The organism is Methylobacterium sp. J-001 (genome assembly GCF_022829565.1).
Lineage (GTDB): Bacteria > Pseudomonadota > Alphaproteobacteria > Rhizobiales > Beijerinckiaceae > Methylobacterium.
The window spans coordinates 23,944-50,290 of sequence record NZ_JAKSYN010000054.1; the positions used below are offsets into that span (position 1 = coordinate 23,944).

Annotated in this window: 23 protein-coding genes and 1 tRNA gene; 10 read left to right on the plus strand and 14 right to left on the minus strand. The window is 66.9% G+C overall.

Features of this window, described 5'->3' with window-relative positions:
* Positions 1-11: 11 nt before the first annotated feature.
* Positions 12-1,151 carry a tRNA guanosine(34) transglycosylase Tgt gene (gene tgt / locus MKK65_RS05795; protein WP_243956305.1) on the plus strand — a complete coding sequence of 380 codons (1,140 nt, stop codon included), beginning with the start codon at positions 12-14 and terminating at the stop codon, positions 1,149-1,151.
* 7 nt (positions 1,152-1,158) lie between these two features.
* On the opposite strand, the gene MKK65_RS05800 is transcribed toward tgt, so the two are convergent.
* The 3 genes from MKK65_RS05800 to MKK65_RS05810 all read right to left on the minus strand — a co-directional run bounded on the left by MKK65_RS05800 (position 1,159) and on the right by MKK65_RS05810 (position 3,260).
* Positions 1,159-2,214 carry a hypothetical protein gene (locus MKK65_RS05800; RefSeq protein WP_243956245.1) on the minus strand — a complete coding sequence of 352 codons (1,056 nt, stop codon included), beginning with the start codon at positions 2,212-2,214 and terminating at the stop codon, positions 1,159-1,161.
* 197 nt (positions 2,215-2,411) lie between these two features.
* Positions 2,412-2,488 (minus strand) — tRNA-Pro (locus tag MKK65_RS05805).
* Between the two features lie 79 nt (positions 2,489-2,567).
* Positions 2,568-3,260, minus strand: coding sequence for a 4'-phosphopantetheinyl transferase family protein (locus MKK65_RS05810; protein WP_243956250.1), 693 nt, complete (start codon positions 3,258-3,260; stop codon positions 2,568-2,570).
* A gap of 115 nt (positions 3,261-3,375) precedes the next feature.
* On the opposite strand from MKK65_RS05810, the gene MKK65_RS05815 reads away from it, so the two are divergent.
* The 3 genes from MKK65_RS05815 to MKK65_RS05825 all read left to right on the plus strand — a co-directional run bounded on the left by MKK65_RS05815 (position 3,376) and on the right by MKK65_RS05825 (position 8,142).
* Positions 3,376-4,671 (plus strand): MFS transporter, encoded by a 1,296-nt coding sequence (locus tag MKK65_RS05815; protein WP_243956252.1) that lies wholly within the window; start codon positions 3,376-3,378, stop codon positions 4,669-4,671.
* Between the two features lie 65 nt (positions 4,672-4,736).
* Positions 4,737-7,211 (plus strand): NAD-dependent DNA ligase LigA, encoded by a 2,475-nt coding sequence (gene ligA / locus MKK65_RS05820; protein WP_243956254.1) that lies wholly within the window; start codon positions 4,737-4,739, stop codon positions 7,209-7,211.
* Between the two features lie 70 nt (positions 7,212-7,281).
* Positions 7,282-8,142: a 3'-5' exonuclease gene (locus MKK65_RS05825; protein WP_243956256.1), complete on the plus strand. Its 861-nt coding sequence runs from the start codon at positions 7,282-7,284 to the stop codon at positions 8,140-8,142.
* Between the two features lie 6 nt (positions 8,143-8,148).
* Here MKK65_RS05825 and MKK65_RS05830 read toward each other — a convergent pair whose 3' ends face one another.
* Both MKK65_RS05830 and MKK65_RS05835 read right to left on the minus strand, forming a co-directional pair.
* Positions 8,149-9,204 carry a threonine aldolase family protein gene (locus MKK65_RS05830; protein WP_243956258.1) on the minus strand — a complete coding sequence of 352 codons (1,056 nt, stop codon included), beginning with the start codon at positions 9,202-9,204 and terminating at the stop codon, positions 8,149-8,151.
* A gap of 26 nt (positions 9,205-9,230) precedes the next feature.
* Positions 9,231-10,322 carry an amino acid ABC transporter substrate-binding protein gene (locus tag MKK65_RS05835; RefSeq protein ID WP_243956260.1) on the minus strand — a complete coding sequence of 364 codons (1,092 nt, stop codon included), beginning with the start codon at positions 10,320-10,322 and terminating at the stop codon, positions 9,231-9,233.
* Here MKK65_RS05835 and MKK65_RS05840 point away from each other — a divergent pair.
* Positions 10,306-11,280, plus strand: a complete 975-nt coding sequence (locus MKK65_RS05840; protein WP_243956262.1) for a LysR substrate-binding domain-containing protein — start codon at positions 10,306-10,308, stop codon at positions 11,278-11,280. The genes MKK65_RS05835 and MKK65_RS05840 overlap by 17 nt on opposite strands.
* Positions 11,281-11,301: 21 nt before the next feature.
* Here MKK65_RS05840 and MKK65_RS05845 read toward each other — a convergent pair whose 3' ends face one another.
* Positions 11,302-13,500 (minus strand): 3-hydroxyacyl-CoA dehydrogenase NAD-binding domain-containing protein, encoded by a 2,199-nt coding sequence (locus MKK65_RS05845; RefSeq protein ID WP_243956264.1) that lies wholly within the window; start codon positions 13,498-13,500, stop codon positions 11,302-11,304.
* Between the two features lie 113 nt (positions 13,501-13,613).
* Between MKK65_RS05845 and MKK65_RS05850 the strand changes: the two genes are divergently transcribed.
* Positions 13,614-14,393 (plus strand): EAL domain-containing protein, encoded by a 780-nt coding sequence (locus tag MKK65_RS05850; RefSeq protein ID WP_243956266.1) that lies wholly within the window; start codon positions 13,614-13,616, stop codon positions 14,391-14,393.
* A gap of 33 nt (positions 14,394-14,426) precedes the next feature.
* Here MKK65_RS05850 and MKK65_RS05855 read toward each other — a convergent pair whose 3' ends face one another.
* From MKK65_RS05855 to rpsT, 4 genes are all read right to left on the minus strand, one after another.
* On the minus strand, positions 14,427-14,936 hold the full coding sequence (locus MKK65_RS05855) for a hypothetical protein (protein WP_058190108.1): 510 nt from the start codon (positions 14,934-14,936) through the stop codon (positions 14,427-14,429).
* A 122-nt stretch (positions 14,937-15,058) separates the two neighbouring features.
* Complete coding sequence (locus MKK65_RS05860; protein ID WP_243956268.1) at positions 15,059-16,267, minus strand: acetyl-CoA C-acetyltransferase; 1,209 nt, start codon at positions 16,265-16,267, stop codon at positions 15,059-15,061.
* A 210-nt stretch (positions 16,268-16,477) separates the two neighbouring features.
* Positions 16,478-17,974: a chromosomal replication initiator protein DnaA gene (dnaA, locus tag MKK65_RS05865; protein ID WP_243956271.1), complete on the minus strand. Its 1,497-nt coding sequence runs from the start codon at positions 17,972-17,974 to the stop codon at positions 16,478-16,480.
* A gap of 532 nt (positions 17,975-18,506) precedes the next feature.
* Entirely contained in the window at positions 18,507-18,773 is a 267-nt protein-coding gene (gene rpsT / locus MKK65_RS05870) for a 30S ribosomal protein S20 (RefSeq protein ID WP_147856441.1), read from the minus strand.
* A gap of 275 nt (positions 18,774-19,048) precedes the next feature.
* Between rpsT and MKK65_RS05875 the strand changes: the two genes are divergently transcribed.
* Positions 19,049-20,128 (plus strand): hypothetical protein, encoded by a 1,080-nt coding sequence (locus tag MKK65_RS05875; RefSeq protein ID WP_243956273.1) that lies wholly within the window; start codon positions 19,049-19,051, stop codon positions 20,126-20,128.
* Positions 20,125-20,892, plus strand: a complete 768-nt coding sequence (locus tag MKK65_RS05880; RefSeq protein WP_243956275.1) for a hypothetical protein — start codon at positions 20,125-20,127, stop codon at positions 20,890-20,892. The genes MKK65_RS05875 and MKK65_RS05880 overlap by 4 nt, the downstream gene beginning before the upstream one ends.
* A gap of 483 nt (positions 20,893-21,375) precedes the next feature.
* Here the strand turns inward: MKK65_RS05880 and ccmB are convergent, their stop codons facing one another.
* Both ccmB and ccmA read right to left on the minus strand, forming a co-directional pair.
* On the minus strand, positions 21,376-22,044 hold the full coding sequence (gene ccmB, locus MKK65_RS05885; protein WP_243956277.1) for a heme exporter protein CcmB: 669 nt from the start codon (positions 22,042-22,044) through the stop codon (positions 21,376-21,378).
* On the minus strand, positions 22,041-22,676 hold the full coding sequence (gene ccmA / locus MKK65_RS05890) for a heme ABC exporter ATP-binding protein CcmA (RefSeq protein ID WP_058190104.1): 636 nt from the start codon (positions 22,674-22,676) through the stop codon (positions 22,041-22,043). Before ccmA ends, ccmB begins: the two co-directional genes overlap by 4 nt.
* Before the next feature lie 110 nt (positions 22,677-22,786).
* On the opposite strand from ccmA, the gene MKK65_RS05895 reads away from it, so the two are divergent.
* The gene (locus MKK65_RS05895) at positions 22,787-22,969 is read left to right on the plus strand and encodes a hypothetical protein (RefSeq protein ID WP_058190552.1); all 183 of its coding nucleotides are present in this window, start codon (positions 22,787-22,789) and stop codon (positions 22,967-22,969) included.
* Here the strand turns inward: MKK65_RS05895 and MKK65_RS05900 are convergent, their stop codons facing one another.
* Positions 22,970-23,743 carry an RNA methyltransferase gene (locus tag MKK65_RS05900; protein WP_243956279.1) on the minus strand — a complete coding sequence of 258 codons (774 nt, stop codon included), beginning with the start codon at positions 23,741-23,743 and terminating at the stop codon, positions 22,970-22,972.
* Positions 23,744-23,940: 197 nt separating this feature from the next.
* On the opposite strand from MKK65_RS05900, the gene MKK65_RS05905 reads away from it, so the two are divergent.
* Positions 23,941-25,155, plus strand: a complete 1,215-nt coding sequence (locus MKK65_RS05905; protein WP_058190103.1) for an NADP-dependent isocitrate dehydrogenase — start codon at positions 23,941-23,943, stop codon at positions 25,153-25,155.
* Between the two features lie 55 nt (positions 25,156-25,210).
* Here the strand turns inward: MKK65_RS05905 and MKK65_RS05910 are convergent, their stop codons facing one another.
* On the minus strand, positions 25,211-26,149 hold the full coding sequence (locus tag MKK65_RS05910; protein ID WP_279596550.1) for a DMT family transporter: 939 nt from the start codon (positions 26,147-26,149) through the stop codon (positions 25,211-25,213).
* Between the last annotated feature and the right edge of the window lie 198 nt (positions 26,150-26,347).

A 26,347-nucleotide genomic window follows, 5' to 3' on the forward strand; every position in this document is an offset into this window, starting at 1 on the left:
CCGTTCCTGCCATGACCGAGACCGCGCCCTTCGGCTTCACCCTGCACGGGCAGGACGGCAGCGCCCGGACCGGCGCGATCGCGACGCCGCGCGGAACCATCCGCACGCCGGCCTTCATGCCGGTGGGCACCGCCGCCACCGTCAAGGCGATGTATCCCGGTCAGGTCCGGGAACTGGGCGCCGACGTCGTGCTGGGCAACACCTACCACCTGATGCTGCGCCCCAGCCCTGAGCGGATGGCGCGGCTCGGCGGCCTGCACCGGTTCATGAACTGGGACCGGCCGATCCTGACCGATTCCGGCGGCTTCCAGGTGATGTCACTCTCGGCCCTGCGGAAGATCGACGAGCAGGGGGTGACCTTCCGCTCGCATATCGACGGCACAGCCCACCACATGAGCCCGGAGCGCTCGATCGAGATCCAGGGTCTGCTCGGCTCCGACATCCAGATGCAGCTCGACGAGTGCGTGCGCCTGCCCGCCGAGCACGCGGCGATCGAGAAGGCCATGCATCTGTCCCTGCGCTGGGCCGAGCGCTGCCGCGTGGCCTTCGGTGAGCAGCCAGGTAAGGCGATGTTCGGCATCGTTCAGGGCGGCGACATCCCGGCGCTCCGCGTCGAAAGTGCCCGCGCCCTGACCGACCTCGATCTGAAGGGTTACGCCGTGGGCGGCCTGGCGGTGGGTGAGCCGCAGGCGGTGATGTTCGCCATGATCGAGACCGTGGAGCCGCACCTGCCGCAGGCCAAGCCGCGCTACCTGATGGGCGTCGGTACGCCGGACGACATCCTGGGCGCGGTCGGCCGGGGCATCGACATGTTCGATTGCGTGATGCCGACCCGGGCCGGCCGCCACGGCCTCGCCTATACCCGCAACGGTCGGGTCAACCTGCGCAATGCCCGGCACGCCGAGGATACGGCACCGCTGGACGAGACCTCGACCTGCCCGGCCGCACGCGACTATTCCCGGGCCTACCTCCACCATCTTGCCCGCTCGAACGAGATCCTGGGGATGATGCTGCTGACCTGGAACAACCTTGCCTATTATCAGGATCTGATGGCGGGCGCCCGGGCGGCGATCCGGGACGGGCGGTTCGCGGATTACTGTAGCGCCACGCGCGAAGGCTGGGCACGAGCCGAACGCGCCGCCGCTGGATAAGGCGGCGTCACGGGTGTGCGAGAACCCGGTAGATTCCCGCCGGGTCATCGGCACCGGTGCTGACGGCCGACTTCAGATCCGCCACGATCCGCGCGGCCACGGGCAGGCGGTAATGCAGCGCGTCCCAGTAGTTCGTATCCTGCGTGGTTACGGGCGACGGCATCCGGAAATCCACGACGACGGCATCGCTTTTCGCGCCGATGTCCGCAACCCGAGCCTTGCAGGCCGCGTCCCGTCGGCCGATTGGCGATCCGGGGGCGCCCTGCGCCGCCGCATGTACCGGCATGAAGGCGATGAGCTTCAGCGCGCCCGCCGGGACGCGCCCGAGAAGCGTCTCAAGCTGTGTCAGGGCCGGCATAGGTGCGTCCGATCGGTCGGCCGGGGCGGCCGGATCGAGAGCGCCGGCTCGGATGTGGGCGCGGGCGCGTACGGGATCGTACAGCGCCTCCGGCGGCGTGAAGACCGCGAAGCCGTCGGAGCGGATCCGCGGCCGTACCAGGCCCAGGCGTGCGAGCCCGGTTTGCGCCGCGATCGTGAGCGAGCGCAGGCTGAACTGGCGCAGGACGCCCCAGGGTGTCTCAGGCTCGTAGAGCCAATCCGGAAACGCGTTCGCTGTGCGGGCCGGCGGATCGGCGGCGCACCACGTCGTGTCGAGGCCGAAGACAATTGCTTTCACGGCTCGGTGTTCGAGGAAGAGTTGGGCCAGACGGATCTGCTCGTCCGGCGTCGCGGCATTCACTGCCAGATTGGCGAATCGCGCGTCGAAGGCAGCATCGAGGGCGGTCGGGTCGAGCAGGCGTGCCGTCGAGGTCCCGAACACAGCAGCGTCGAAATCGCCGCCGCGGGCGATCTGCGGGTAGGACAGCCGCTGATTGGTGTCCATGATCGGGCCCGGTGGATGCCCGGGGCCCGCACGCAGGCCGTACGGGTCCAGCAGCGCCGTTGCGATGATCGCGGCAAGCCCGACGAAGGCCGCGCCGATCAGAAACAGGCGCGAGAAAACCGCCCATGCGTCAGGCGCGGTCTCGGCGTGGATGGGACCGGCTTGTGTTTCCGAGGCCATGGGCAGGCCACATACAAACTTCGACGGACGCCGTCGCCGTCATTCGGACCCGAGGAGAACCGAACGCTTGGTCCCAGGAAGGTCGTGGCGGCGCGGATCTGTCCGCACACCCAGCCCAGAGGCGCCAACTCGTCCCGAGGGAAGAGATTCAGGCTTTGGCGAAGTAAGGCGGGAAGACCTCTACTCATAAAAGAGCTTGGTCGGAGTGGCAGGATTTGAACCTGCGACCCCCACGTCCCGAACGTGGTGCGCTACCAGACTGCGCTACACTCCGAAGGCCGAACTGCGTGTCCGCAACTGCCGGCAGCGGGCTTATAGCCGCGCCTTTCCCGTACCGCAAGGCCGGTGTTGATCTATCTGCGCAGGCGGTTCGGCCAACCGTGACCGAGATGCCGAATTGCGATCTCGGTCTGCCCTGACAGCACCGCGACCGTGGCCGCGTAACCGGCTCCGGCATTGATGTCAGCAAGGGTGAACGTGCCGCCGTCAGCCATGCGCAGAAGGCGCGCGGATGTCGGCGGAACGCTGACGCTGAATCGATCCAGGGGCAGGGACAGGCCGGTCCCCAAAGCCTTCACCACCGCCTCCTTACGGGTCCACAGGCCGAAGAAAGCGGCACTGACCGCATGCGGTGGCAGCGCTGACAGGGCTGCAGCCTCGTCGGGTGCGAAATGCGCACCGGCGATCCGCAGGGCATCCGGGATGGGCCGCATCTCCTCGACATCGACTCCAATGGCCGCGCCGCGGGCGAGGCCGACGAGGGCGCGTCCCCCGGAATGCGACAGGTTGAAGTCCAGGATACCGTCGGCGAGCGCGGGCTTGCCCGCGGCGCTGACCTCCAAGCGGATGTCACCTGCCGCGAGGCCGAGGGCTTCGCCGAGGATGAGCCGGAGGGCTGCATGGCTCGCCTGATACCGGGCACGATCGGCGGGACGCAGGAAGCGCACGGCTCGTTCCCGCTCCGATGCATCGAGAACGGTGCCGCAGATTTCGAGCTGCGCCAAAGACAGCGCCAGATCGACGACCCAAACTTCGGCCGCGCTCACGCGACGCCTCCCGGCGGATACAGGCTGACCGTAAGGTGCTTGAGACGGAGCGACACGGGTTCGGGTCCCGGGGTGGCGAGAAGAGGAGCATCGTCGTGCAGCACCGGACCGGCAAGTGCCCCCGGATCTGAGCGCCAGGTCCTATCGTCGATGGCTCCAGGCGCCGAATCTCGCAGGGCGGCGTGCGCGGTATGGCGTGTTCTTCGCGACCTATCTCTACCAAGGCCTGATCGCCGGATTTTCGCTCACCGCCCTGGCCAATCACCTGGCCGCGCACGGCGTCTCCGCCACGGAGGTCGGGTTTCACTTTGCCCTGGCCGGTTTGCCCTGGACGCTACAGCCGATCCTGTGGGGTCCGCTGGTCGATCGATCCGGCGATCATCGCATGGGCCGACGCCGGCCCTTCGCGGTGGCGGCCATCCTTGGGTGTCACGCAACGATCGCCCTGATGCTGCTGCTGAAGGTCGATCAGATCGGCCTGCTCGGCTTCGCTTTCCTGGTCCACAGCCTGTTCGCTTCACTGCTCGACACGGCCTGCGATCGGCTGATCATGGACCACGTCCCAGCGGCCGAGCTTGGCCGCGTCAGCGCGTGCACCCGGGCCGGGTTCGTCGCTGGGACCAGCCTCAGCGCCGCCGGTCTGGGATGGACGCTGTCCGGTTACGGGCTCACCGTGAGCCTGTCCGCTCTGCTTTCGGCCGGCATCCTGGCGAGCCTGCCGATGATTCTCGTGCGCGAAGCACCCGGCGATGCGGTCGGGAGTTTTGAGAGGCGCGGACCGCCGCCGCGGCGCGTCGCGTTCTCGCGCTTCATCCGCCGCCTCGGCCTGGCCCTGCGGCGGAAGCGCGCCCTGCAGTTGCTCGCCCTCTGCTTCGGCCTCGACGCTGCCCTCGGGCTGTTCGAGTTGCCCTTCTCGATCGACTTGCTCCAGGGCCGGGGCTGGGACCCTGCGACCCTGTCTCGGCTCGAAGCAGGCTTGGCGCTCGTGAGCGGCACGGCGGGCGCCTTCGCGATCGGAGTGTGGTCGGACCGGGTCGGGCCGGTACGGCCCCTGCGGACCCTGCTCCTCGCAAGCGTGGTAAGCTTCATGCTGACCGCCGCCCTGATCGCCGCCGGGCTGCTGGGATCGGCCGCACCCCTGATCCTGGCGCTGACCAATGCGTTGCCGGGATTGCTGATCGTCGCGCTGATGCCGGCCCTGCTCCAGGCCAGCCGCGGGAGGGCCGGCGCGGCGACGCAGTTTGAAGTCTATATGGCAACAATGAATTTGGGCTCGGTCACCGGCACGGCGCTGTCGGGCTGGCTTGCCGCGGTGATGCCGCTGGCGGGCTTGAGCACCGTCGTCGCAACCGTATTCCTGGGCGCCTTGCTACTGGTCGGGCGCGGCGATCTGCTCGCGTCCCGCCAATGACGGAAAGCGGGGATGCCGCGCCGCGACCGGCTCCCGTCAGGCCCGCGATGCGCTAGAACGCCCCCATGCCAGCCGCGAAGCCCGACACGCCGAACCTCGACCTTACCGCCGAGGAGGCGCGCACCGAGCATGCGCGGCTCTCGGAGGCGATCCAGGAGGCCGATCGACTCTACCACCAGGAAGACGCACCCGAGATTTCGGATGCGGAATACGACCGCCTGCGCCGCCGACTGGAAGAGATCGAGACCCGCTTCCCCGATCTCGCCGGGACAGGCGCGGCGAGCACGACGGTCGGCGCAAAGCCCTCGGAGAAATTCGCGAAGGTTCGGCATGCGGTGCCGATGCTGTCGCTGGGCAACGCCTTCGACGCCGAGGAGGTCGCCGAGTTCGTGGCCCGCGTCCGGCGCTTTCTGGGCTGGCCCGAGGAGACTCCCCTCGCATTCACGGCCGAGCCGAAGATCGACGGCCTGTCCCTGTCGCTGCGCTACATGAACGGCCAGTTGGAGACAGCGGCCACCCGCGGGGACGGTGAGGTCGGCGAGAACGTCACAGCCAATGCCCGCACGGTCCGGGACATCCCGGCGGTCCTGGGAGGCTCTGGATGGCCGGAGGTCTGCGAGGTGCGCGGCGAGGTCTACCTGTCGCATGCCGATTTTGCGGCGATCAATGCGCGCCAGGAGGCGGCCGGAAAGCCGCTGTTCGCCAACCCGCGCAACGCCGCCGCTGGGAGCTTGCGCCAGCTCGATCCGGGCATCACCGCCTCGCGCCCCCTGAAGTTCTTCGCCTATGCCTGGGGCGAGCTATCAGGCCCGATCGCTGACACCCAATCCGGTGTTCTCGAGCGTTTCGCCGCCTGGGGCCTGCCGGTGAACCCGCTTACGCGGACCTTCACCGCCATCGAACCGATGCTCAGTCACTATCGTCAGATCGAAGCGGATCGCGCGGGGCTTGGCTACGACATCGACGGCGTCGTCTACAAGGTGGACGATCTCGCATTGCAGAAGCGGCTTGGCTTCGTTTCGCGCTCGCCGCGTTGGGCGCTGGCGCACAAATTCGCCGCCCAGGAAGCCACGACGATCGTCGAAGACATCGTCATCAATGTCGGCCGTACCGGCTCCCTCAATCCCCTGGCGAAGCTGCGGCCGGTGACGGTGGGCGGCGTCGTCGTCTCCAACGCGACCCTGCACAACGAGGGCTACGTGAAGGGCGTCGGCGCCGACGGTGAGTTTATCCGTGAGCCTATTGAGGACGGGATCGGTGACGACGGTCGGCCGAAGCTTAAAGCCCGCGATATCCGCGTCGGCGATACCGTCACGGTGGTCCGAGCCGGCGATGTGATCCCGAAGGTGATGGATGTCGACCTCACCAAGCGGCCATCGGATGCGCAGCCCTTCGCCTTCCCGGAGACCTGCCCGGCCTGCGGCAGCCGCGCCGTGCGGGCGATCAACCCGCGCACCGGTCGCCTTGACGCGATCCGGCGCTGCACCGGCGGCCTGATCTGCCCGGCGCAGGGGGTCGAGCGGCTGAAGCACTTCGTATCGCGCAATGGCTTCGACATCGAGGGCTTCGGCGAGACATATATCGAAGTGCTGTTCGAGGCCGGTCTGGTACACCAGCCGGCCGACCTGTTCCGGCTCGATTTCGAGACTCTGAAGGCTGCCGTCGTGGCGCGGCGCGAGGCGCTGTCGGCCGAGCGGCGCGCCGAGGCCGGAGCGACCGAGCCGCCCAAGAAGGCCGCGAAGAAAAAGGGCGAAGAGGACGACAAGGCGATCAAGAACTTGCTGGCCGGAGTCGAGGACCGCCGCCGGGTTCCCATGAACCGTCTGCTGTTCGCCTTGGGCATCCCCCAGATCGGCGAAGCCACCGCCAAAGCGCTCGCCAAGCGCTTCCCCGACATGTTGACCCTGATCGCGGCCATCACGGAAGCCGCCGCTGCGCAGCCCGGTCCGGACTGGGTCGAGTTCACCGCCGTGCCGCGGGTCGGCGGCACGACCCGGGACCGGCTGCTCGATCTCGGTTTCCCCGACGACGCATCGTCTGACGCGCCGCGTGCGCGCCTCAGCGCGCCCCAGCGCGAGAATCTGCTGTTGCATTACGGCGATGCCGATGCCGTTCGGGCCGCCCTCGCCCGCGCCGCCGGGCAGCGGCCCGGCGATGCCTATCGGCTGTTTGCCGATGATGGCGAGATCGGCCCGGTGGCGACCGATGCGCTCATCCTGTTCTTCTCCGAGCCGCATAATGCCGACGCCGTCGCGGCTCTGCTCGAAGAGGTGACCGTCGAGTCGATGGAGCGACCGGAAGCGGCCTCGGCCTTCGCCGGCAAGACCGTGGTCTTCACCGGCACTTTGGAGAAGATGACCCGCAACGAGGCCAAGGCGGTGGCCGAGCGGTTGGGCGCGAAGGTCTCGGGATCGGTCTCGGCCAAGACCGACCTCGTGGTCGCGGGCCCCGGGGCCGGCTCCAAGCTGAAGGATGCCGAGAAGCACGGCGTTCGGGTCGTGTCGGAAGACGATTGGCTGGGGATGGTCGCCGAGGGTTGAAGCGCGACTCCGGCGGGCTTAGACCGGTTTGGAACACCCCCAGAACGTTCCCCGGCATGGTCCACCCGCGATGACGGTCCTGGCCCTCGACTTCGAGACGGCCAACGAGCGGCGCGACAGCGCCTGCGCGGTGGGGCTCGCCTGGATCGCGGACGGCCGGATCGTCCGGCGAGAAAGCCATCTGATCCGACCACCAGACATGCGCTTCTCGCCGGGCAACATCCGGGTCCACGGCATCCTGCCGGCCAACGTCGCCGATCAGCCGGATTTCGCAGGGGTGATGGCGCCGTATCTCGGCGACCTGACGCGCGGGCTGATCCTCGCGCACAATGCCAGCTTCGACATCGGCGTTTTGCGCGCCGGCCTGGCCCGCGCCGGCCTGCCGGTTCCAGCCCTTTCGTATCTCTGCACCGTGCAGATTTCCCGGCGGGTGTTTCCGGCGCCGGAAGGGTGCGGCCTCGGCAAGGTCGCCCGGCGCCTCGGCATCCGCTTCGAGCATCACGATGCCGGAGAGGATGCCTATGCCTGTGCGGCGATCGCCCTGGCGGCCATGCGGGAGACAGAGACCCCCGACGTGCACGGTCTCGCCGCGGCGATCGGTGTGCCGGTCACCCGGGTGACGGGCGGCCCCTCCCTCCCCCGCCGGGCTCCGGGGGCCATCAGCGATCGGGCGCTGGCCGCCTTCCCGTCCGCCCCTTCGGCGCTGAGCTTCACGATCCGGGGCTCGACCGGCAACCGTTACGACGTCGTGCTGGAGGAACGGACCGGCGGCCCGCAGCTGCGCTGCACCTGTACGGCTGGCCGTTACGGCATGCGCTGCCGCCACGTGAAGGCGCTGGAGGTCGGAGATATCACCGACCTGATCTCCGACAACGCCGACGACGTGGAACTCCTCGCCCGCATGGTCGGTGCGAAGGTCCGCGTCGCCTGATGGCCATCAGGCCGCGTCGAGGCAGGTCCGGAACGCCGCGATCGCGCGCGCGACATCGTCCGAACCGATATGCCGGTGCGTGACCAGCCGCAGGCGCCGCTCGCCGAGCGGGCGGGTCAGGATCCCGGCGGGTTCGAGATCCTTCACCCAGCGGGCGCTGTCGCGGCCGGTCCCGGTGAGATCGACCTGGACGATGTTGGTCTGCGGGATGCTCACCGCGAGACGCGGATCCAGGCCATTCAGCCCTTCGCTGAGCTGGCGGGCCGTCGTGTGGTCCTCGGCGAGCCGGGCGCCCATTGCGGTGACCGCTTCCAGGCCGGCCGCCGCCACGATGCCGATCTGGCGCTGGGTGCCGCCGAGCATCTTCCGGAGCCGCCGCGCCTCCCCGATCACGACAGCGGGACCAGCCAGCACCGCACCGGCCGGTGCACTCAAGCCCTTCGACAGGCAGAGGGAGACCGTATCGACCTGGGCGGCGATCTCGGCCGGGGTCACCGCGAGATGCGCCGCGGCATTGAACAAGCGGGCGCCGTCGAGATGAACCCGGATGCCCCGCGTCCAGGCCATGCCGGCCACCGCCACCATGTGGAGGAGCGGCAGCACGGTGCCGCCAGCCGCGTTGTGCGATGTCTCCAACGCGACCATCGCGGTCCGGAGCGGACTGGTGCTGGGCCGAAGGGCATCTTCCAGCCGGTCGAGGTCCATGGCCCCGTCCACGCCTGGGAGCCCGAGCATGAAGGTGCCGGTGAAAGTCGCGGCGCCCCGCTCGCTGTTGAGCATGTGGGCCTTCGCCTCAAGCAGGATCTGCTCGCTGCGCTGGACCTGTGCCAGGATCGCCAGTAAATTCGCCATGGTGCAGCTCGGCACGAAGAGGCCGGCTTCCTTGCCGAGGATGCGCGCCGTGGTGACCTCCAACTCGCGCGCAGTCGGGTCGCCCTCCAGCCCGTCATCGCCGAGCGGCGCCTCGCGCATCCGCCGGTACATGGCCTCGGTGGGCCGCGTGACCGTATCGCTGCGCAGGTCGACCACGTTCGGCCGCGTGCCGATTTCCTCGGGCATCATGATCTCGGACTGAACCTCCGCAATACTCACTTGTAGTCGGCCTCGTCGCCAGAATCGGTCGGTTTGGCGAGCGCGCGCTTCAACACATCGCTCATGGGCAGGTCGAGATTGATGCCCTTCGGCGGCAGCGGCGCCTGAAAGTATTTCGTGTAGAGCCGGGCGACGGTCCCATCCTGAATCAGCTCGATCACCGCCTTGTCGACCGCAGCCTTGAAATCCGGATCGTCCTTCGGCTCGAGGATACCGTAGGGCGAAAATTCGAGGCCCTTGTCGCCGATCTTGTACTCCGACGGATCCTTGGCACCGGCCACGGTCGCATGGGCCAGGGCGTCGTCGTTGATCATCCCGGCGGCGCGGCCGCTAGCCAGGAGAAGAAACACCTCGCCGGTATCCTTGGCGGGCATGATTCGGAGATCAAGCTTGTCGCGCACGTTGATCCGAGTGGCGACGCGCTGGGTCTCACCGCCGGCCTGCGCGGAGATCGCCTTGCCGCGAAAGGATGCGAGATCGTTGACGTCCACCGGTGTGTCTTTCCGGGCGGTCAACACCACCTGGGCCACGAAGGTCGTCGGCGCGAAGGCGACGAGCTTGTGCCGCTCCGCCAGGTTGCTCGCCGTCCCGCATTCGAGATCGATCGTGCCGTTGTTGATCAGTGGAATCCGCGTTGCCGACATCACCGGGACGTGGCGGATCTCAAGCTTCGGCAGGCCCAGGCCGACTTTCAGCTTCTCGGCAACGTGCTCGCATATCTCCACCGAATAGCCCATCGGCTTCGCGTCGCCGTCGAGGAAGCCGAACGGAGGGGACGCATCCGGAAATCCGAGGCTGATCTGCCCAAGGGACCGGAGCTTATCGAGACGTCCCGTGCCTTCCGCAGACGATGGGGTCGTTGCTCCGACCATCAGCGAGGCGGCCAGCAACAACGCGATCCTGTACAACACCCCAACACTCCACTTTCGGGCACCGACCCAGCCTGACTTCGCCGAGGCTGGCACCGTGCGGGAGTCGAATGTGGACTCGCCGGCTTGCCGGAGGATGTTTATCCAGCCTTCATCAACCGGCGTCCAATTCCGATTTCCCTGCGGACCATGCGGATTTGATATGGCCCAGCGGCGCATGACCTTCCGGCATATCGAGGCATTCCGGGCCGTGATGGCCGCGGGGTCGATGACCGCGGCGGCGCGACAGCTTCATACCTCGCAGCCGCAGGTGAGCCGGCTGATCGCGCAGCTCGAGGCCATGACCGGCCTGCCCCTGTTCGATCGCAGCGGCAGCCGGCTCTCGCCCTCGTTGGACGGCACGCGCTTCCACGCCGAAGTCGATCGGGCCTTCATCGGCCTGACCAGCCTGGAGGCGGCGGCCGCGCGCATCCGCGCCTTCGGCGCCGAGCGGCTGCGGGCCGCCGCCATGCCGCGGCTCGCCGGCGGCCTGCTCGCCCGCGCGGTGGCGCGTTTCAAAGCCGAGCACCCGGACGTAACCGTGGCGATTCATTCCGGCGACGACGAGACCGTCAATGGCTGGATCTCGAGCGGCTTCTGCGACGCCGCCCTGACAATGCTCTACGGCGACGCCCCGGATTCCCGGCTCGAACACGTACTCACGATGGATTGCGTCGCCATCCTGCCACGGGACCACCCGCTCGGTGCCCGCCCTCGTCTCGGCCCGGAGGATTTTCGCGGGATCCCCTTCGTGGCCTCCCCGCTCGCGAGTGCCCTGCGCAGCCGCGTCGACGCCGTGTTCCAGACGGCGGGTGTGGAGATGACCATCACCGCGGAAGCCGGCCTCGGCGCCGCCATATGCACCCTCGTCTCGGCGGGCCTCGGCGTCAGCCTGATCAACCCGCTGGCGGCTTACGAGGAAGCGAAGGTTTCGCCGATCCTCATCCGGCCGTTCACGCCGGCCCTGCCGGTGCGGTTCGCACTACTGTTCCCGCCCGACCATACGCGGAGCCGGCTAATGCGCGCATTCGGCGCCTGCGCGCGGGCGATCCTGCTCGAGGAACTTGCCCATTTGCCCGACGCCGCCCTGCCGGCCGTTCCCGAGGCGATCGGGAACGGCACGCGTATCCTGGGCTGACGCGCGTTCGGACGCGACGGATCAGGCGGCGCGCTTCTGCGCGCCGTAGAACGTCCCGCCCTGGTCGGCCATGACCGCCAGGGTGTCGGGCACCCGGAAGCGGGGGCCGTGCTTGGCCTCCAGCCCGCGGGCGAGCGCGACGAAGGACGCCGCCCCCATGAAGTCGATGTAGGACAGGGTGCCGCCGGTGAACGGGGCGAAGCCGAAGCCCAGGATCGAGCCGACATCGGCCTCCCGGGGATCCGTCACCACGCCCTCACCGACGGTGCGGGCGGCTTCGAGCGCCTGCACCACCAGGAGCCGATGCTTCAACTCGTTGAAATCGACCGCCTCCGGGTCGAGCCGGTTCGGTTGCAGCTCCGCCAGGCCCGGCCAGAGGCGCTTGGGCGCACCTTCGGGATAATCGTAGAAGCCCTTGCGGTTCTTGCGGCCAAGCCGGCCCTGGCCCTCGACCATGGCGGTGAGGATCGACTTCTGGGCCGGATCGACTGCCCCCTCCCCCACCTGCGCCTCGGTGGCCTTGGCGATCTTGAGCACGAGATCCAGAGCGACTTCGTCGTTGAGCGACAGTGGTCCGACCGGCATGCCGGCCTGACGCCCGGCGCTCTCGATCATCGCGGGCAGCACGCCCTCGGACAGCATCTTGTGGCCTTCGAGGATGTAGGCGCCGACGCAGCGGTTGGCGAAGAACCCGCGGGCGTCGTTCACGACGATCGGGGTCTTCTTGATCAACCGCACATAGTCGAGGGCGGTGGCGAGCGCCGCGTCGCCGGTAGCCTCGCCCTTGATGATCTCCACCAGCATCATCTTCTCGACGGGCGAGAAGAAGTGGATGCCGACGAACTGCTCCGGCCGCTGCGAGCTCTTCGCCAGGCCGGTGATCGGCAGCGTCGAGGTGTTGGAGGCGAAGATCGTGTCGGCGCCGATCACCGCTTCGACCTTCTGGATCACCTCGGCTTTGACTCTCGGATCTTCGAACACCGCCTCGATCACGAGATCGCACCCGCTGAGCGTGGCATAATCCGCCGTGGTGGTGATCCGGCCGAGCAGCGCATCGCGATCGGCGGTCTTGGCCCGGCCCTTGTTAATCTGGCCGGTGATCAGCGTGTGGGCGTAGGCCTTGCCCTTCTCGGCGGCCTCGATCGACTGGTCGACCAGCACCACTTCGAGCCCGGCCTGGGCGGTGACGTAGGCGACGCCGGCACCCATGAAGCCGGCCCCGATCACGCCGACCCGCCGCAGGCTGGTAGCCGGGACGTCTTTGGGTCGGCGGGCCCCCTTGTTCAGCTCGCCCATGGAGATGAACAAAGTGCGGATCATCGCCGCCGCCTCCTTCGAGCGCAGGATATGCGCGAAGTACCGGCTTTCGACGCGCAAGCCGAGGTCCATAGGCAGCTGCAGGCCCTCGTAGACCGACGCCAGGATCGCCTTGGCGGCCGGGTAATTGTCGTGGGTCTCCCGGCGGTAGATCGCGTTGGCCGGCGGCCAGATCATCATGCCGGCCGGCGAGTAGACCTTGCCGGAGGGCGCCTTGAACTTCGGCACGTCCCAGGGGGCGACCGCCGAGCCGCCGTCGCGGATCCACGCCTTGGCACGCTCGACGATCTCGGCCTGCGGCGCCACCACGTGGATCAGGCCCATGCCCTTGGCCATCGGCGCGCGGATCTGCTCGCCCTTGAACAGCATCTGGAGCGCGTCGCCGGTCTGCATCAGCCGGGCCACCCGCTGGGTGCCGCCGCCGCCCGGGAACAGGCCGACCTTGATCTCCGGTAGCCCGACCCGCGTCTTCGCATCATCGGAGGCGACCCGGTGGTGGCAGGACAGGGCCAGCTCGAAGGCGCCGCCCAGGCACAGGCCCTGGATCGCCGCGGCGAACGGCTTGCCGCAGGTCTCCAGCCGGCGGAACAGCAGCGACAGGCGGCGCGACGCCTCGAAGAAATGGCGCATGGCCACCTCCTCGCCCTGCTCGGCCTTCAGTTGCTCATAAGCTCGGCCAAGCCCCTGCAGCATCGTGAGGTCGGCGCCCCCGGAGAAGTTGTCCTTGCCGGTGGCGATCACGCAGCCCTTGATGGCGGCATCGCTGGCGACCTGCTCGATGATCTGCTCGAGCTGGTCCATCACCCCCTCGGTGATCACGTTCATCGACCGGCCGGGCATATCCCAGGTCGCCATCGCAACGCCGTCTGAATCGATCTCAAAGTGGAAATCCGCCAGCGTCATGGTGCCGTCCTCCCAAAGTCACGCCGTCTAAAAGCCGGTGGTTGTACGTTAAGGTTGCATTGAGTGCTGGAGCGCATGATCCGCCGGTCGGGGGGTACCGACGGATTCGGCACATGACGAAGGATATTGGCTGCCGCGCATGCCGCGATGGGGCCGCCCTCGATTTCGACTTCACGATGGCGTTCCAGCCGATCCTCGATGTCGGATCCGGACACGTCTGGGCCTACGAGGCTCTGGTGCGCGGGCTCAACGGCGAGCCGGCGGGCACGATCATTGAACGGGTGACCGACGCGACGCGCTACCAGTTCGATCAGGCTGCGCGCGTGAAGGCGATCGAGCTGGCGGGACGCCTGTTCCCCCGGGACAGCGACACGCGGCTCTCGATCAACTTCATGCCGAACGCGGTCTACGAGCCGAATGCCTGCATTCGCGCCTCGCTGGAGGCGGCCCGGCGGGTTGAGTTCTCGCACCGGCGCATCATGTTCGAATTCACCGAGCAGGAGCGATTCCAAGACATCGAGCACGTGAAGCGCATCGTCGCCGCCTATCGCCGGCAGGGCTTCCTGACGGCGCTCGACGATTTCGGTGCGGGCTTCGCCGGGTTGAACCTGCTGGCGAATTTCCGGCCCGACCTCATCAAGATCGACATGGAGCTGGTGCGCGGCATCGACACCGATTCCGGCCGGCACGCGATCGTAACGGGGATCATCGCCATCGCCCGGGCCCTCGGGGTCACCGTGCTGGCGGAGGGCATCGAGACAGCAGCGGAACGGGACGCCCTGCGCGGCCTCGGAATCACACTGATGCAGGGCTATCACTTCGCCAAACCAAGGCTGGAGGCGCTGCCCGCGGTCGAAGGCTTCGCCCCCCAAGCGGCCGCGCGCGCGGCTTGAGGCCAGCCGATCGCGCGCGGGGGACGGCATGGGCTACTTCGGCGCCGGAGCGGGCGGAGCCGCCGGCGGCGAGACCGGCGGCGCGCCGGGCTTGGGCGTGTTGTCGGCGGCGGCGGCCACCGCCAGCATGTTGAGGAGCTTGGTCACCGAGTTCTGCGAGATCGCCGTCACTGCGGAGTTGGGGTCGGCGTTCATCGTCTGGAACTTGAGGTAGGTCGGATCGGCGTAGATCTCGTCGAGATGCTTCAGCTCGGCGAGGGTGAACTTCTGAGCATACTCCTTCGAGAGGCCCTCGATCATGATGCCGCGCTGCTTCTCGAACTCGTCAGTGAGTTCCTTGCGCACGGCCTCGGCGCGCGCTTCCGGCATCGGCGCCACGGTCTTTTCCAGGGCGACGTTGAAGCCGGTCTGGAGGTTCTTGATCAGGGTCTTGTTGACGAGCGCGGTCGCCTCGGCAACGCGGTCCGACGCTTCGTCGGCGCGCGCGGCAAGCGGCAGGCTCATGGAGACGCCCAGGCAGAGCGTCGCGATCAGGCGGTTCAAGGGCTCGACTCCCAATTTGTTATCGTTCGGCCCGGATTCGTGCCGTACGTCATCCGCGCCTCTAGCAGCGTTCCAGGGCTTTGGGGAGCGGCCCCCCGTCGGCTCCCACGCCGCAGTCTCGCTCAGACCCGTTCGATGATCGTGGCGGTGCCCATGCCGGCACCGATGCAGAGCGTCACCAGCGCACGCTCCTTGCCGGTGCGCTCCAGCTCGTCCAGCACCGTTCCGAGGATCATCGCGCCGGTCGCACCGAGGGGATGGCCCAGGGCGATCGCGCCGCCGGTGACGTTGACGACCTCAGGGTCTAGATCGAAAGCCTGGCAGAAGCGCAGGACCACGGCCGCGAAGGCCTCGTTCACCTCAAACAGGTCGATATCCGAAAGACTCAGCCCGGACCGAGCCAGGATCTTGCGGGTGACATCGACCGGACCGGTGAGCATCAGGGCCGGATCCGAACCGATATTGGCGAAGGCCCGGATCCGCGCTCGCGGGCGCAGTCCGGCGGCATCGCCGGCGGCCTTCGAGCCGATGAGCACGGCGGCGGCGCCGTCGACAATGCCCGACGAGTTGCCGGCATGGTGGACGTGGTTGACCGTCTCGACGTCCGGATGCGCATCCGTCGCCACAGCGTCGAACCCGCCCATCTGCCCCATCTGGACGAAGGAGGCCTTCAACGCAGCCAGCGACTGCATGTCGGTGCCCGGCCGCATATGCTCGTCGCGGTCGAGCAGCGTGATGCCGTTCACGTCGCGCACGGGCACCACCGAGCCGCCAAACAGCCCCTCCGCCCAGGACTTGGCCGAGCGCGCCTGCGAGCGGACTGCATAGGCGTCGCAATCGTCCCGCGAGAAGCCGTACTTGGTGGCGATCAGGTCGGCCGAGACGCCCTGCGGCATAAAATACGACTTGATGGCGATTGCCGGATCCACCGGCCACGCGCCCCCGGAGGCGCCGATGCCGATGCGGCTCATCGATTCGACGCCGCCGCCCACCGCCATGTCGTGCTGACCGCTCATCACCTGCGCGGCGGCGAAATTCACCGCGTCAAGACCCGACGCGCAGAAGCGATTGATCTGCACGCCCGGGACATGGTCGCCGTAATCCGAGACCAGGGCCGCGGCGCGGGCGATGTCGCCCCCCGCCTCGCCCACCGGGTCGACGCAGCCGAGGATGACGTCATCGACCAGCGCCGTGTCGAGACCGGTGCGGTCCTTGAGCGCCCGCAGGGCCGTCTCGGCCAGGCGCAGGGCCGTCACCTCATGCAGCGCGCCGTCCGCCTTTCCACGACCGCGGGGCGTGCGGACATGATCGTAGATGAAGGCTTCGGGCATCGGCGTTCCCCAGCATGTTCTTGCCTGTTGGCGACGCGGCCATACCGGGCCGACTCGCTGGACGCCAGTCTGCCATGGCCCATACGCGTCGCACCATCCCAGGTCCCGGGGAAACGGCCGGCCTGAGAGGCGCCTGAAACGGAACCGCGCCCGATCGGGGTTCGATCGGGCGCGGTCGCGAAGTCAGGTGGCCTGGATCCTGTCGGGATCCTAATCCTGCAGCATGCGCTTCAGGAGCTCGACCTCGTCGCCGAGCACCGCATCCTCGCCGATCTGCTTCTCGATCTTGCGGACCGCATGCAGCACGGTGGTGTGGTCACGCCCGCCGAACCGGCGGCCGATCTCGGGCAGCGAGCGCAGGGTCAGCACCTTCGACAGGTACATGGCGATCTGGCGCGGCTTGACGACGGCGGCGGTGCGCCGCTCCGACAGGATGTCCGAGCGCGAGACGTTGTAGCGTGAGGCCACCAGCTTCTGGATGTCCTCGATCTTGATGCGCTTCGGCTCGCGGTTCTTCACGAGGTCGCGGATGGCGCTCTCGGCGGTCTCCATCGTGACGGCGGTGCCGGTGAGCGTGGCATGCGCCAGCAGGCGGTTGACCGCGCCCTCCAGATCCCGACCGTTGGCGGTGATCGCCCGGGCCACGTAGGTCGCGACCTGCGGCGACACGTCGAAGCCCGGATGCGCAGTTCGCACCGCTGCGAGCCGCGCCGACAGGATCGAGACGCGCAGCGCCTCGTCCAGGGCCGTGATCTCGACCACGAGGCCGCCGCCCAGGCGCGAGCGGACGCGCTCGTCCAGCGCCTCCAGCTCGGTCGGGGGCCGGTCCGAGGCGACGACGACCTGACGGCCGGCATCGATCAGCGCGTTGATGGTGTGGCCGAACTCGGCCTGGATCGACTTACCCTGGATGAACTGGACGTCGTCGAGGATCAGCAGGTCGATGCCGCGCAGACGCTCCTTGTAGGCGAGCGCCGACTGCGTCTTCAGGGCGTTGACGAAGCCGTACATGAACCGGTCGGCGGTCAGGTAGATCACCCGACGCCCAGCCTCGCGGGCCGCGTGGCCGATTCCGTGCAGCAGGTGCGTCTTGCCCAAGCCGACCCCGGCATGGAGGTAGAGCGGGTTGTAGAGCGCGCCCTCGCCCTGGTGCCGGGCGACCCGCTCGGCGGCGGCGTGGGCCAGCGCGTTCGAGCGGCCGATGACGAAGCTGGAGAAGGTCAGCCGCGCATCGAGCGGCGTGCCGCTGAGGTCCCCCCCGGCATCGGCGTTGCGCTGCTCGGAGGCGGTCGCCACCGCTGGGGCCATTGGGGCCGGCGTGTTGGTGGCGTGGAGCCGGGCGAGCGGGCCGCTGGCCGGGCCGGCCTTCGGCACGCCGACAACCGCCGGGCGGGCCGGGGCGCCGGTACCCCGCACGCCGACCTCGATCCGGGCGATCTCCTCGGCCTCGGCCTTGAAGGTGCCGAGCACGCGGTCGAGGTAGTGCGACTCGATCCAGCTCTTGAGGAAGCGCGTCGGCACCGTCAGCCGCGCCGTGCCGGCCGAGACGCCTTCGAGCTCCAGACGGGCGAACCAGCTGGCGAACACGTCCTCACCCAGCTCGGCGCGCAGCCGACGCTTCACCCGCGCCCAGGCGGATCCGAAATCCGTATTGCCGCCGCTGCGGCCACTCTCGTCGTCGCTCGCCACCGTTCCGTCGACACGCATCACTGGCTCTCCCGACGCCGCCGGCGGAAACCCGCAGGCCGCGCGTACGCACGATTTACGCCCTCAGCGTCCCGCATAACCGGGCGGGACAGAGTCCTTGGGTGGAGTCAACTCCCCACCAAGGAACTTTTGCCGATTGGAGGAGCCTATCAACAATTACCTACAGTTCCTTTAACAGTGGGACTTGTGGGGACGGCTCAGATTCCCAACCCCAAGTGTTGCCGGCCCCTGCGGAGCTGCTTGTTAGAGTCTTGGCGAATCGCAATGATTCGCTCATGTCCCGAAATCGGCAGGTTTTGCTTAAACGCAGTCAGTTTCTGTTAAGCTACACGCGGCCCCTAGACTCTGCAATGTGCCAAATTCTGGTCTAGGGTTAACGCTTCGCGACGTTTGGACCGTCCCAGGGCCTCGTGCGTCATCCCGAACGGCGGTGATCTGTTTCGAGAGTGGCTGATCGCTCACCTGGATAGCGGACACGAAAAAGCCCGGCGCGAAGGCCGGGCTCTGTCTCGTCCAGTGGTGCAGTGGCGGACTAGGCGGCCAGCGCCTTCACCCGGGCAGCCAGGCGCGAGACCTTCCGCGAGGCATTGTTCTTGTGAACGATGCCGTGCTGGGCAGCGCGCATCATCTCGGGTTCGGCGGCCCGCAGCGCGGTCAGCGCGTCCTGCTGGTTGCCGGCGGCGATCGCCTCCTCGACCTTGCGGACGAAGGTGCGCATGCGCGAGCGGCGCGAGCGGTTGACCGCCGTACGCTTCTCGATCTTGCGGGTCATTTTCTTGGCCGAAGCGGTGTTGGCCATGGAGTCCTCGTTCTCTTCGTCGGGCGATGCCGACGGGCCGGCTCAGCCGGAAATCGGTCGTCGCATCAGGTTGTCAGGCGATGGCCGAAACGCAGCGCGCGCGAAAGCGCGGCCCCTCGGCGAAGCGGCCTCTATAGTTAGCGCGATGCCGCGCGTCAACGCGGAAGATCCCGAGCGAGCCGGTCGGGCCGCACGTCCTAGATCTTGGCATTTCTCCTATGTTCTTGCTTTGTTCTTGCGGCCGCAACAGGGCGGCATGGCGGGGTGGGGCCACCATGCGTGACGAATCTCAAGCGTACAGCGAAGCAATCATGCTGCGCCACGTTCTGGCTGGCCTGACCCTTGAGACGAAGCTGATGCGCCTGCAGCGGCAGCTCCAGGCTAAAAATTGGGAGACCCAGCCGCGCGCGCCAGCGGGACAGCCGAACGGCGGCGAGTGGGTGCCAGCTCCCATCGGTGCTCAGTGGGCCTCATTCCAAGAGGATCGATTCAGCGGACCGTCCCGACAGGATCCACCCGTGCTCACGGACAGCACGACGCTCGAGGATGGGACGCGCATCCTCTCGATCCGCGTACATGCGGGGCGACAGCCCTTCGACGAACAGCACACCGTCACGGCGCCGGGCGGAGAAAGCCGGATCTTCGAGACCTCCGGGGAAACGCAGACGGTTCGAGACGGCAAAACGGGCGAGGTCCTATCGCGGACCACCTTCACACCAACCGGTCTCGTCGCTGAGCCAATCGTTCAACAGGCCTTCGCCCCCGCCCTACCTCTGATCGCCGCCCCCGTCATCGCAACCTTCGAGCTTGGGTTGCAGCTCCTGACGTACCTCTCCGCTCGTGAGGATGGGTACGGCACCGTTTTGGGGCTTACAGCGCAAGAATATAAGTTTGGGGACGATCCGCAGATGAGTATGCCGATGTGGATCGGCCGGCTCAGTCAAGCTCAATTGGATGACGCTTGTCCAAGGAACGGGGAAGTGCAGGCTATTGTGGACGAAGCGACTGCACGTGTGACAGCGCAAGGTGTGTATGCGAATGCTACACAGCTGGGTACAATGATTCACATTGAGATCGCGCGTATTATCAACGAAAATAGAGATCCAAATTTTGTTGCAGAACTTATATTAGCCGAACGAAGAAAGAATGGAGATTACATTCTTTTTGGCAGCAAGAGAGACGACGTATTTGAGAGGCCTCGCATCGACACCGTGTGTATCTATGAGCCGAAAACTGGTCGACACGGCTGGACCCCTAAGCAAGCTGTTGACTCCGTCAAGGCGGCAAAGCGCGAATTTCCGGAAGCAATGCGCTTCATTATGATACAGGTAAGACCTAGGAAATGGCCCAAATGACTGTTACACCGACACAGCAAATCAGGGAACTGTCGATTCCTTTAATCGACCGGAATCAAGACATCACTCTGACAGGCGGCAAATTCCTCTGCCTTCAGAGTGTTGGTCATATCGCTAGGCAGATCCGAATATACAATCGCCCCAGTCGAGGCTATTTCACGCTCGAATGGAGATTGACTGAGCTGTATATTCGTGGAGACAAATTTGGGTTCGGAGGTTATGGCCGATCGATCGGTATGATCGGTCGGTCGCGCAGGTTCAAACCAGCTGGCCGAGATGGCGTCTGGGATTGGGACGACCCGATGATCGCTGGGGATTTCGTCGTTCAGGTTGAGACCGAAGTCCTTCCGCTTCTCAGATCCTTAGACTCAATCGAGAAAATTGTAAACTTTATTTTATCCCAAGAAATGCGAGGCTATAGCTTCAACAAGGATCATATCTGGATGTGCCTCACAAACGCAGCGCTCGGCGAGCTTGCGATTGCCAGAAAACATTGGGATCTGATTACCCCGAGCTTCAGGGAGCGATACGAGAAGCAAAAAGCGATCGATGGTGAGCCGATATCTGATTACCTCCGGAGCTGGGTTACGGTAGGGGAGGCCCTGCAGACGGGCGATCACATGACTTTGGCGAAGCTTCTCTGGGAGAACGAGCGCACCGAAGCAGACCGTTTCAAGCTCGGCCGCCACTGGCAGCCCACGGCGTTTCCATTCCAGAAGGCTGTCATACCCATTACGGCCGCCAGTGGATCGGACCAACAATGATCGGCGCCGTGTGACGGCCCTCATTTCGGTTGCGTCGAAAGCGGCCACAATCCGAACAGGAAAGACACGAGCGCGACCGAGAGATCAGCGGCCGAACAGTAGCGGTAAGCCAAGCGTTCGCCAAAGCCTCCAGGGTCGCCCACACGCCGGCATCGATTCACAGAGGAGGGAGGCGTATGGAAAATCATACAATCTTCGACGTGCTAAAAACTTTAGAGAAGGCAAAAATTCCTTCCGGCTTGCGAGGGATCGGCCGGACACGATCAGGGTCGATGCGTCGCTGTACGGGGTGCGACTCGAAATAGAATGCTTTGACGACAATCATGTCGAGGTATCGACATTCCGAGGCACCGAAGACAACGGCGGGGAATACGACTTTCTTTTAAAGATATTAGCCGACAATCCCATGGATTAGAGTTCAGGACATTGATGCGACCATCTTCGGCCCAACCATGGGGGTACGAAACGGTTGAAGGTCGTAGATCACTCCGGCCAGCGCAACGCCGCCGCCGCCGCCAGCGTTCCGACCACGGCGGCGATCAGCGTCAGTGCTGTCAGCACCGCGAGCGGCACCAGGAACGGCACCGTTCCGCCCGTCGCCGCCTGGGCGGCCGAGACGCCGAAGATCAGGCTCGGGATCATCAGCGGCAGGACCAGAACCGCGAGAATCAGCCCGCCCCGGCGGATCGAGGCCGTGAGCGCCGCGCCCACCGCGCCGATGAAGCTGAGCGCCGGAGTCCCGGCGAGCAGCGTCAGCGCGGTGGCGCCCATGGCGGTGCCGTCGAGGGCGACGAGCAGACCGAAGAGCGGCGAGGCGAGCGCCAGGGGAAGACCCGTGGTCAGCCAATGCGCCGTGACCTTAGCGAGCACCACGCCTTCGAGGGGCACCGGGGCGGCGCTCATCAGCTCGAGGGAGCCGTCCTCCTCGTCGGCCTGGAACAGGCGGTCGAGGCCGATCAGGGTCGAGAGCACCGCCGCGAGCCACAGGATCGCCGGGCCGATCCGCGACAGCAGGTTGAGGTCGGGCCCAAGCGCGAACGGCACCAGGGCCACGATCATCAGGAAGAACACCAGCGACAGGGCACCTGAGCCTCCGACCCGGCCAGCCAGGCGCAAGTCGCGGGCGATCAGCGCGAGGATGGCACGGGTCACGCCCAATCCTCCATCGGCTCGGGCTCCGGAGCGGCTGACGCTTCGATGCGCAGCTCTGCCGCCCCATCGAGACCCAGAGCCTGGTGGGTCGCGGCGATCACGAGACCGCCACCGGCCCGATGCGCCGCCATCAGGCCGGCCAGCAACGTCTGCGAGGCTGTGTCCAGGGCCGCCGTCGGCTCGTCGAGGAGCCAGAGCGGGCGTTCGCAGACCAGCAGCCGCGCCAGGGCCACGCGCCGCCGCTGGCCGGCCGACAGGTAGCCCACCGGCAGGTCGTGGGCATGGCCGAGGCTGAGTTGCTCCAGCGCATCCCGGGGGGAGAGGCGGGGCGCGCCGAGGAGTTTTTGGGCGAACAGCAGGTTCTCTCCGGCAGTCAACGAGCTTTTCAGCCCGTCGCGATGGCCGACCGCGTGGAGGCATTCCGGCAGGCTGGCCTCGCCCACCTCGTCCACGTCGATACGCCCGGCATCGGGCCGCAGGCGGCCCGACAGGATCGCGAGAAGACTCGATTTCCCGGCGCCGTTCCGCCCGGTCACCGCCAGGGCATCCCCGGGCCCGAGGGCAAAGGCCAGACCGGAAAAAATGCGGCGCCCGGAGCGGCGGCAGGCGAGATTGTCCACGCTGAGCCGCACCCGATACCCCGCCCTCTTCCGCCGACGCGCGGCGCTTCCATGCCTGATTGCGGCCGGCAACGGAACCGTGCTGCTACGCTCGGCCTTTTTCTGGGAGTATGGAGGCTCCGATGAACGAGGCGATAAACCCGACCGAAGCCGAAGTCGCCGCCGATGCGGATGCGATGGCCGGCCGGGCGCTGGTCGAGGCGCGGGTGGCGCAATGCACGCCCGAGGAACAGGCGGCATTCTGGGAGGCGGTGGGACGCTGCTTCGGCGGCGGCAAGCCACCGGATATGCAAGCGGCCGACTGATCAGGTCCCCTTGCGCGTCAGGGCCCGCAATGCACCACGAAAGGTGCGGACATCCTGCTCGGTCAGGCTCATGCGGTGGAGCATGTCGCGCATATTGCGGGCGATGATCTCCCGCTTCTCGGGCGGGTAGAAGCCGGCGCCGTCCAGAGCCGTCTCCAGGCTGCCGAACAGCGCCACCAGCGCCTCGCGGGTGGCCGGCGGCGACAGCAACTCCCCCGAGAACGGCAGCACCGCCCGCCCGCTGGCCTGGCGCCACGCATAGCCCACCAGCAGCACCGCCTGCGCGAGGTTCAGCGACGGGAAATCCGGCGAGACCGGGAAGGTGATGATCGCATCGGCGAGCGACACCTCATCATTGGTCAGACCGACACGCTCGCGGCCGAACATCACCGCGATGCGCTGCCCCTCCCGGGCGACCATTTCGCCCATGGCGGCCTCAGGGGCGAAGACGCGCTTCATCTGCCCGCGCTCGCGCGCGGTGGTAGCGAGCACGTAGTGCAAATCGGCGATCGCCTCGGCGACGCTGCCGAAGATCGTGGCCCGGTCGAGGACATGGGTGGCGCCCGAGGCCGCCTCCCGCACGCCCTTCTTCGGCCACCCATTCTTCGGGTTGACGAGGCGCATTTCCGACAGGCCGAAATTCGCCATGGCCCGAGCCGTCATGCCGATATTCTCGGCGAGCTGGGGCTCCACCAGGATCACCACCGGGGCGATCCCCGGCGGCAGCTCGGTGATCTTCGGCGGCGGCTCGTCTTGCGGGTCTCGGGTCGTCATGCCGGCCCTCTGGCACAGGCGGCGGCCGCCCGTCGAGGGCCGGGTGACGAAGCCGGCCGGATGACAGCCCGCGCCTTCCGCTGCCGGAAGGGCCGCGCTATGTCGCCGGGGCGATACGGACCCGGTCGATATCCGGGCGGGCGACCGCACGGCCCTTGCATGCCGTGCGCGGGGACAACGCGAGAAGGCATCGGTCCATGGCGAAGATCAAGGTAGCGAACCCCGTCGTTGAACTCGACGGCGACGAGATGACCCGGATCATCTGGGCCGAGATCAAGAACAAGCTCATCCATCCCTATCTCGACGTCGACCTCGAGTATTACGACCTCGGCGTGGAGCACCGTGACGCGACGGCTGACAAGGTCACGGTGGACGCCGCCGAGGCGATCAAGCGCCACGGCGTCGGCGTGAAGTGCGCCACCATCACGCCCGACGAGCAGCGGGTGCAGGAATTCGGCCTCAAGGAGATGTGGCGCTCGCCCAACGGCACGATCCGCAACATCCTGGGCGGCGTGATCTTCCGCGAGCCGATCATCTGCAAGAACGTGCCCCGCCTCGTCCCCGGCTGGACCCAGCCGTTCGTGATCGGCCGTCACGCCTACGGCGACCAGTACCGTGCCACCGACTTCAAGGTGCCCGGCAAGGGGCGCCTGACGATCAAGTTCGAGGGCGACGACGGCACCGTCATCGAGAAGGAGGTGTTCAAGTTCCCGGACGCCGGCGTCGCGATGTCGATGTACAACCTCGACCAGTCGATCATCGACTTCGCCCGGGCCTCGCTGAACTATGGCTTGGCCCGCAAGTATCCGGTCTATCTGTCCACCAAGAACACCATCCTCAAGGCCTATGATGGTCGGTTCAAGGACCTGTTCCAGAAGGTCTACGAGGAGGAGTTCGAGGCCAAGTTCAAGCCGCTCGGGATCACCTACGAGCACCGCTTGATCGACGACATGGTCGCCTCCTGCTTAAAGTGGTCGGGCGGCTACGTCTGGGCCTGCAAGAACTACGACGGCGACGTACAGTCGGACACCGCCGCGCAGGGCTTCGGCTCGCTCGGCCTGATGACCTCGGTGCTGATGACCCCGGACGGCCAGACGGTCGAGGCCGAGGCCGCTCACGGGACCGTCACCCGCCACTTCCGCGAACACCAGAAGGGCCGCGAGACCTCGACCAACTCGATCGCCTCGATCTTTGCTTGGACCCGCGGTCTGTCGCATCGGGCCAAGCTCGACGGCAACGACGATTTGGCCAAGTTCTCGGCGACGCTGGAGAAGGTCTGCGTCGACACCGTCGAGGCCGGGCACATGACCAAGGACCTCGCGCTGCTGGTTGGCCCCGATCAGAAGTGGCTCTCGACTACGGGCTTCCTCGACAAGGTCGATCAGAACTTGAAAACCGCGATGGGCGTCTGAAACGGCGCTTTCGGCCGAAGTTTCAGCGGCGGGTGCCCCGGGGCGCCCGCCGTTCTCATGTCGCGGTCCGACCGGGCTTGCCGAGTGCGAGGGCGGTCGCTGCCAGCGTCACCGCCATCCCGACGGCCTCGGCCATATCGATGCGCTCCGCAGCGAACGCGTAGCCGATGAGGACGGCAATGACAGGGCTGACGAAGGCATAGAGCCCGGCCCGGAACGCGCCCCAGTCGCGCAGCAGCATCAGGAAGATCGGCAAAGCAATCAGCGATCCGCCACCGACCATCACGGCGAGTCCCCGCAGGACGCGCGGATCACTGAGCGCGGCGAAGCGCCCTGGATCCCAGCCCTCCACCACCAGTGAGATCGGGATCAGGCCCAGCGTGCCGAGACAGGACTGCCAGAACGCCAGCACGACCGGCGGTGTTGCGCGAACGATCGGCCGGCTGATCACCGTGCCCCAGGCATAGGCGAGCGTGCCGAGCGCCACCGCAGCGAGGCCGAGGACAGCCTTCGCGCCCTCCCCGCTCGCACCGAGGCGACCGGAAAACAGCAACGCCAAGCCGGCGAGGCCGAAGATGATCGCGGCGACCCGGAGCGGCGTGATCGGCTCCTGCCCGTAGGCTGCCCCGATGCCGATCAAGAAAATCGGCATAAGCCCGAGATTGACCACTGCAGCGAGGCCGCTTGGGGCCTGCGCCAGCCCCCAGAACACCAGAGCGTAGCAGGCGGTGGTGATCAGCAGGGAAGCCGCAAGGACGCGCCCCGGTCGCTCGACCCGCAAGGAAAAACCACGGAGCCGGGCAAGAACAAGAAACCCCAGAGCCGCCATCGTGAAACGTAGGCAGGCAAAGAAGATCGGCGGCAAGACTTCCATGGCGAGCTTCGTCGGCAGCCAGCCGGCGCCCCAGATGAATGCCATGAGAAGGAAGGCGACAATCCGGCTCGAATTTGCCCGGCGACGATCGGCTTCTCCGCCGAGTGACGCGTCAGACATCGCGTGCCGCTCGGCCGCCCGTGAGATCAGTTCTTGGCATGTCGGCGATCACAATCACTTCCGGGGAGCGGTTGTGTTGCCGGCGAGAGCCCCTCTGCTAGGGGCCCGCCGGGTGTCGCAGCATGGGAACAGCATCCCGATCTCAATCACCAGACTAAGGCCCATCGTAGCTGATCGGCCCAGCATCCAACTCGCGCC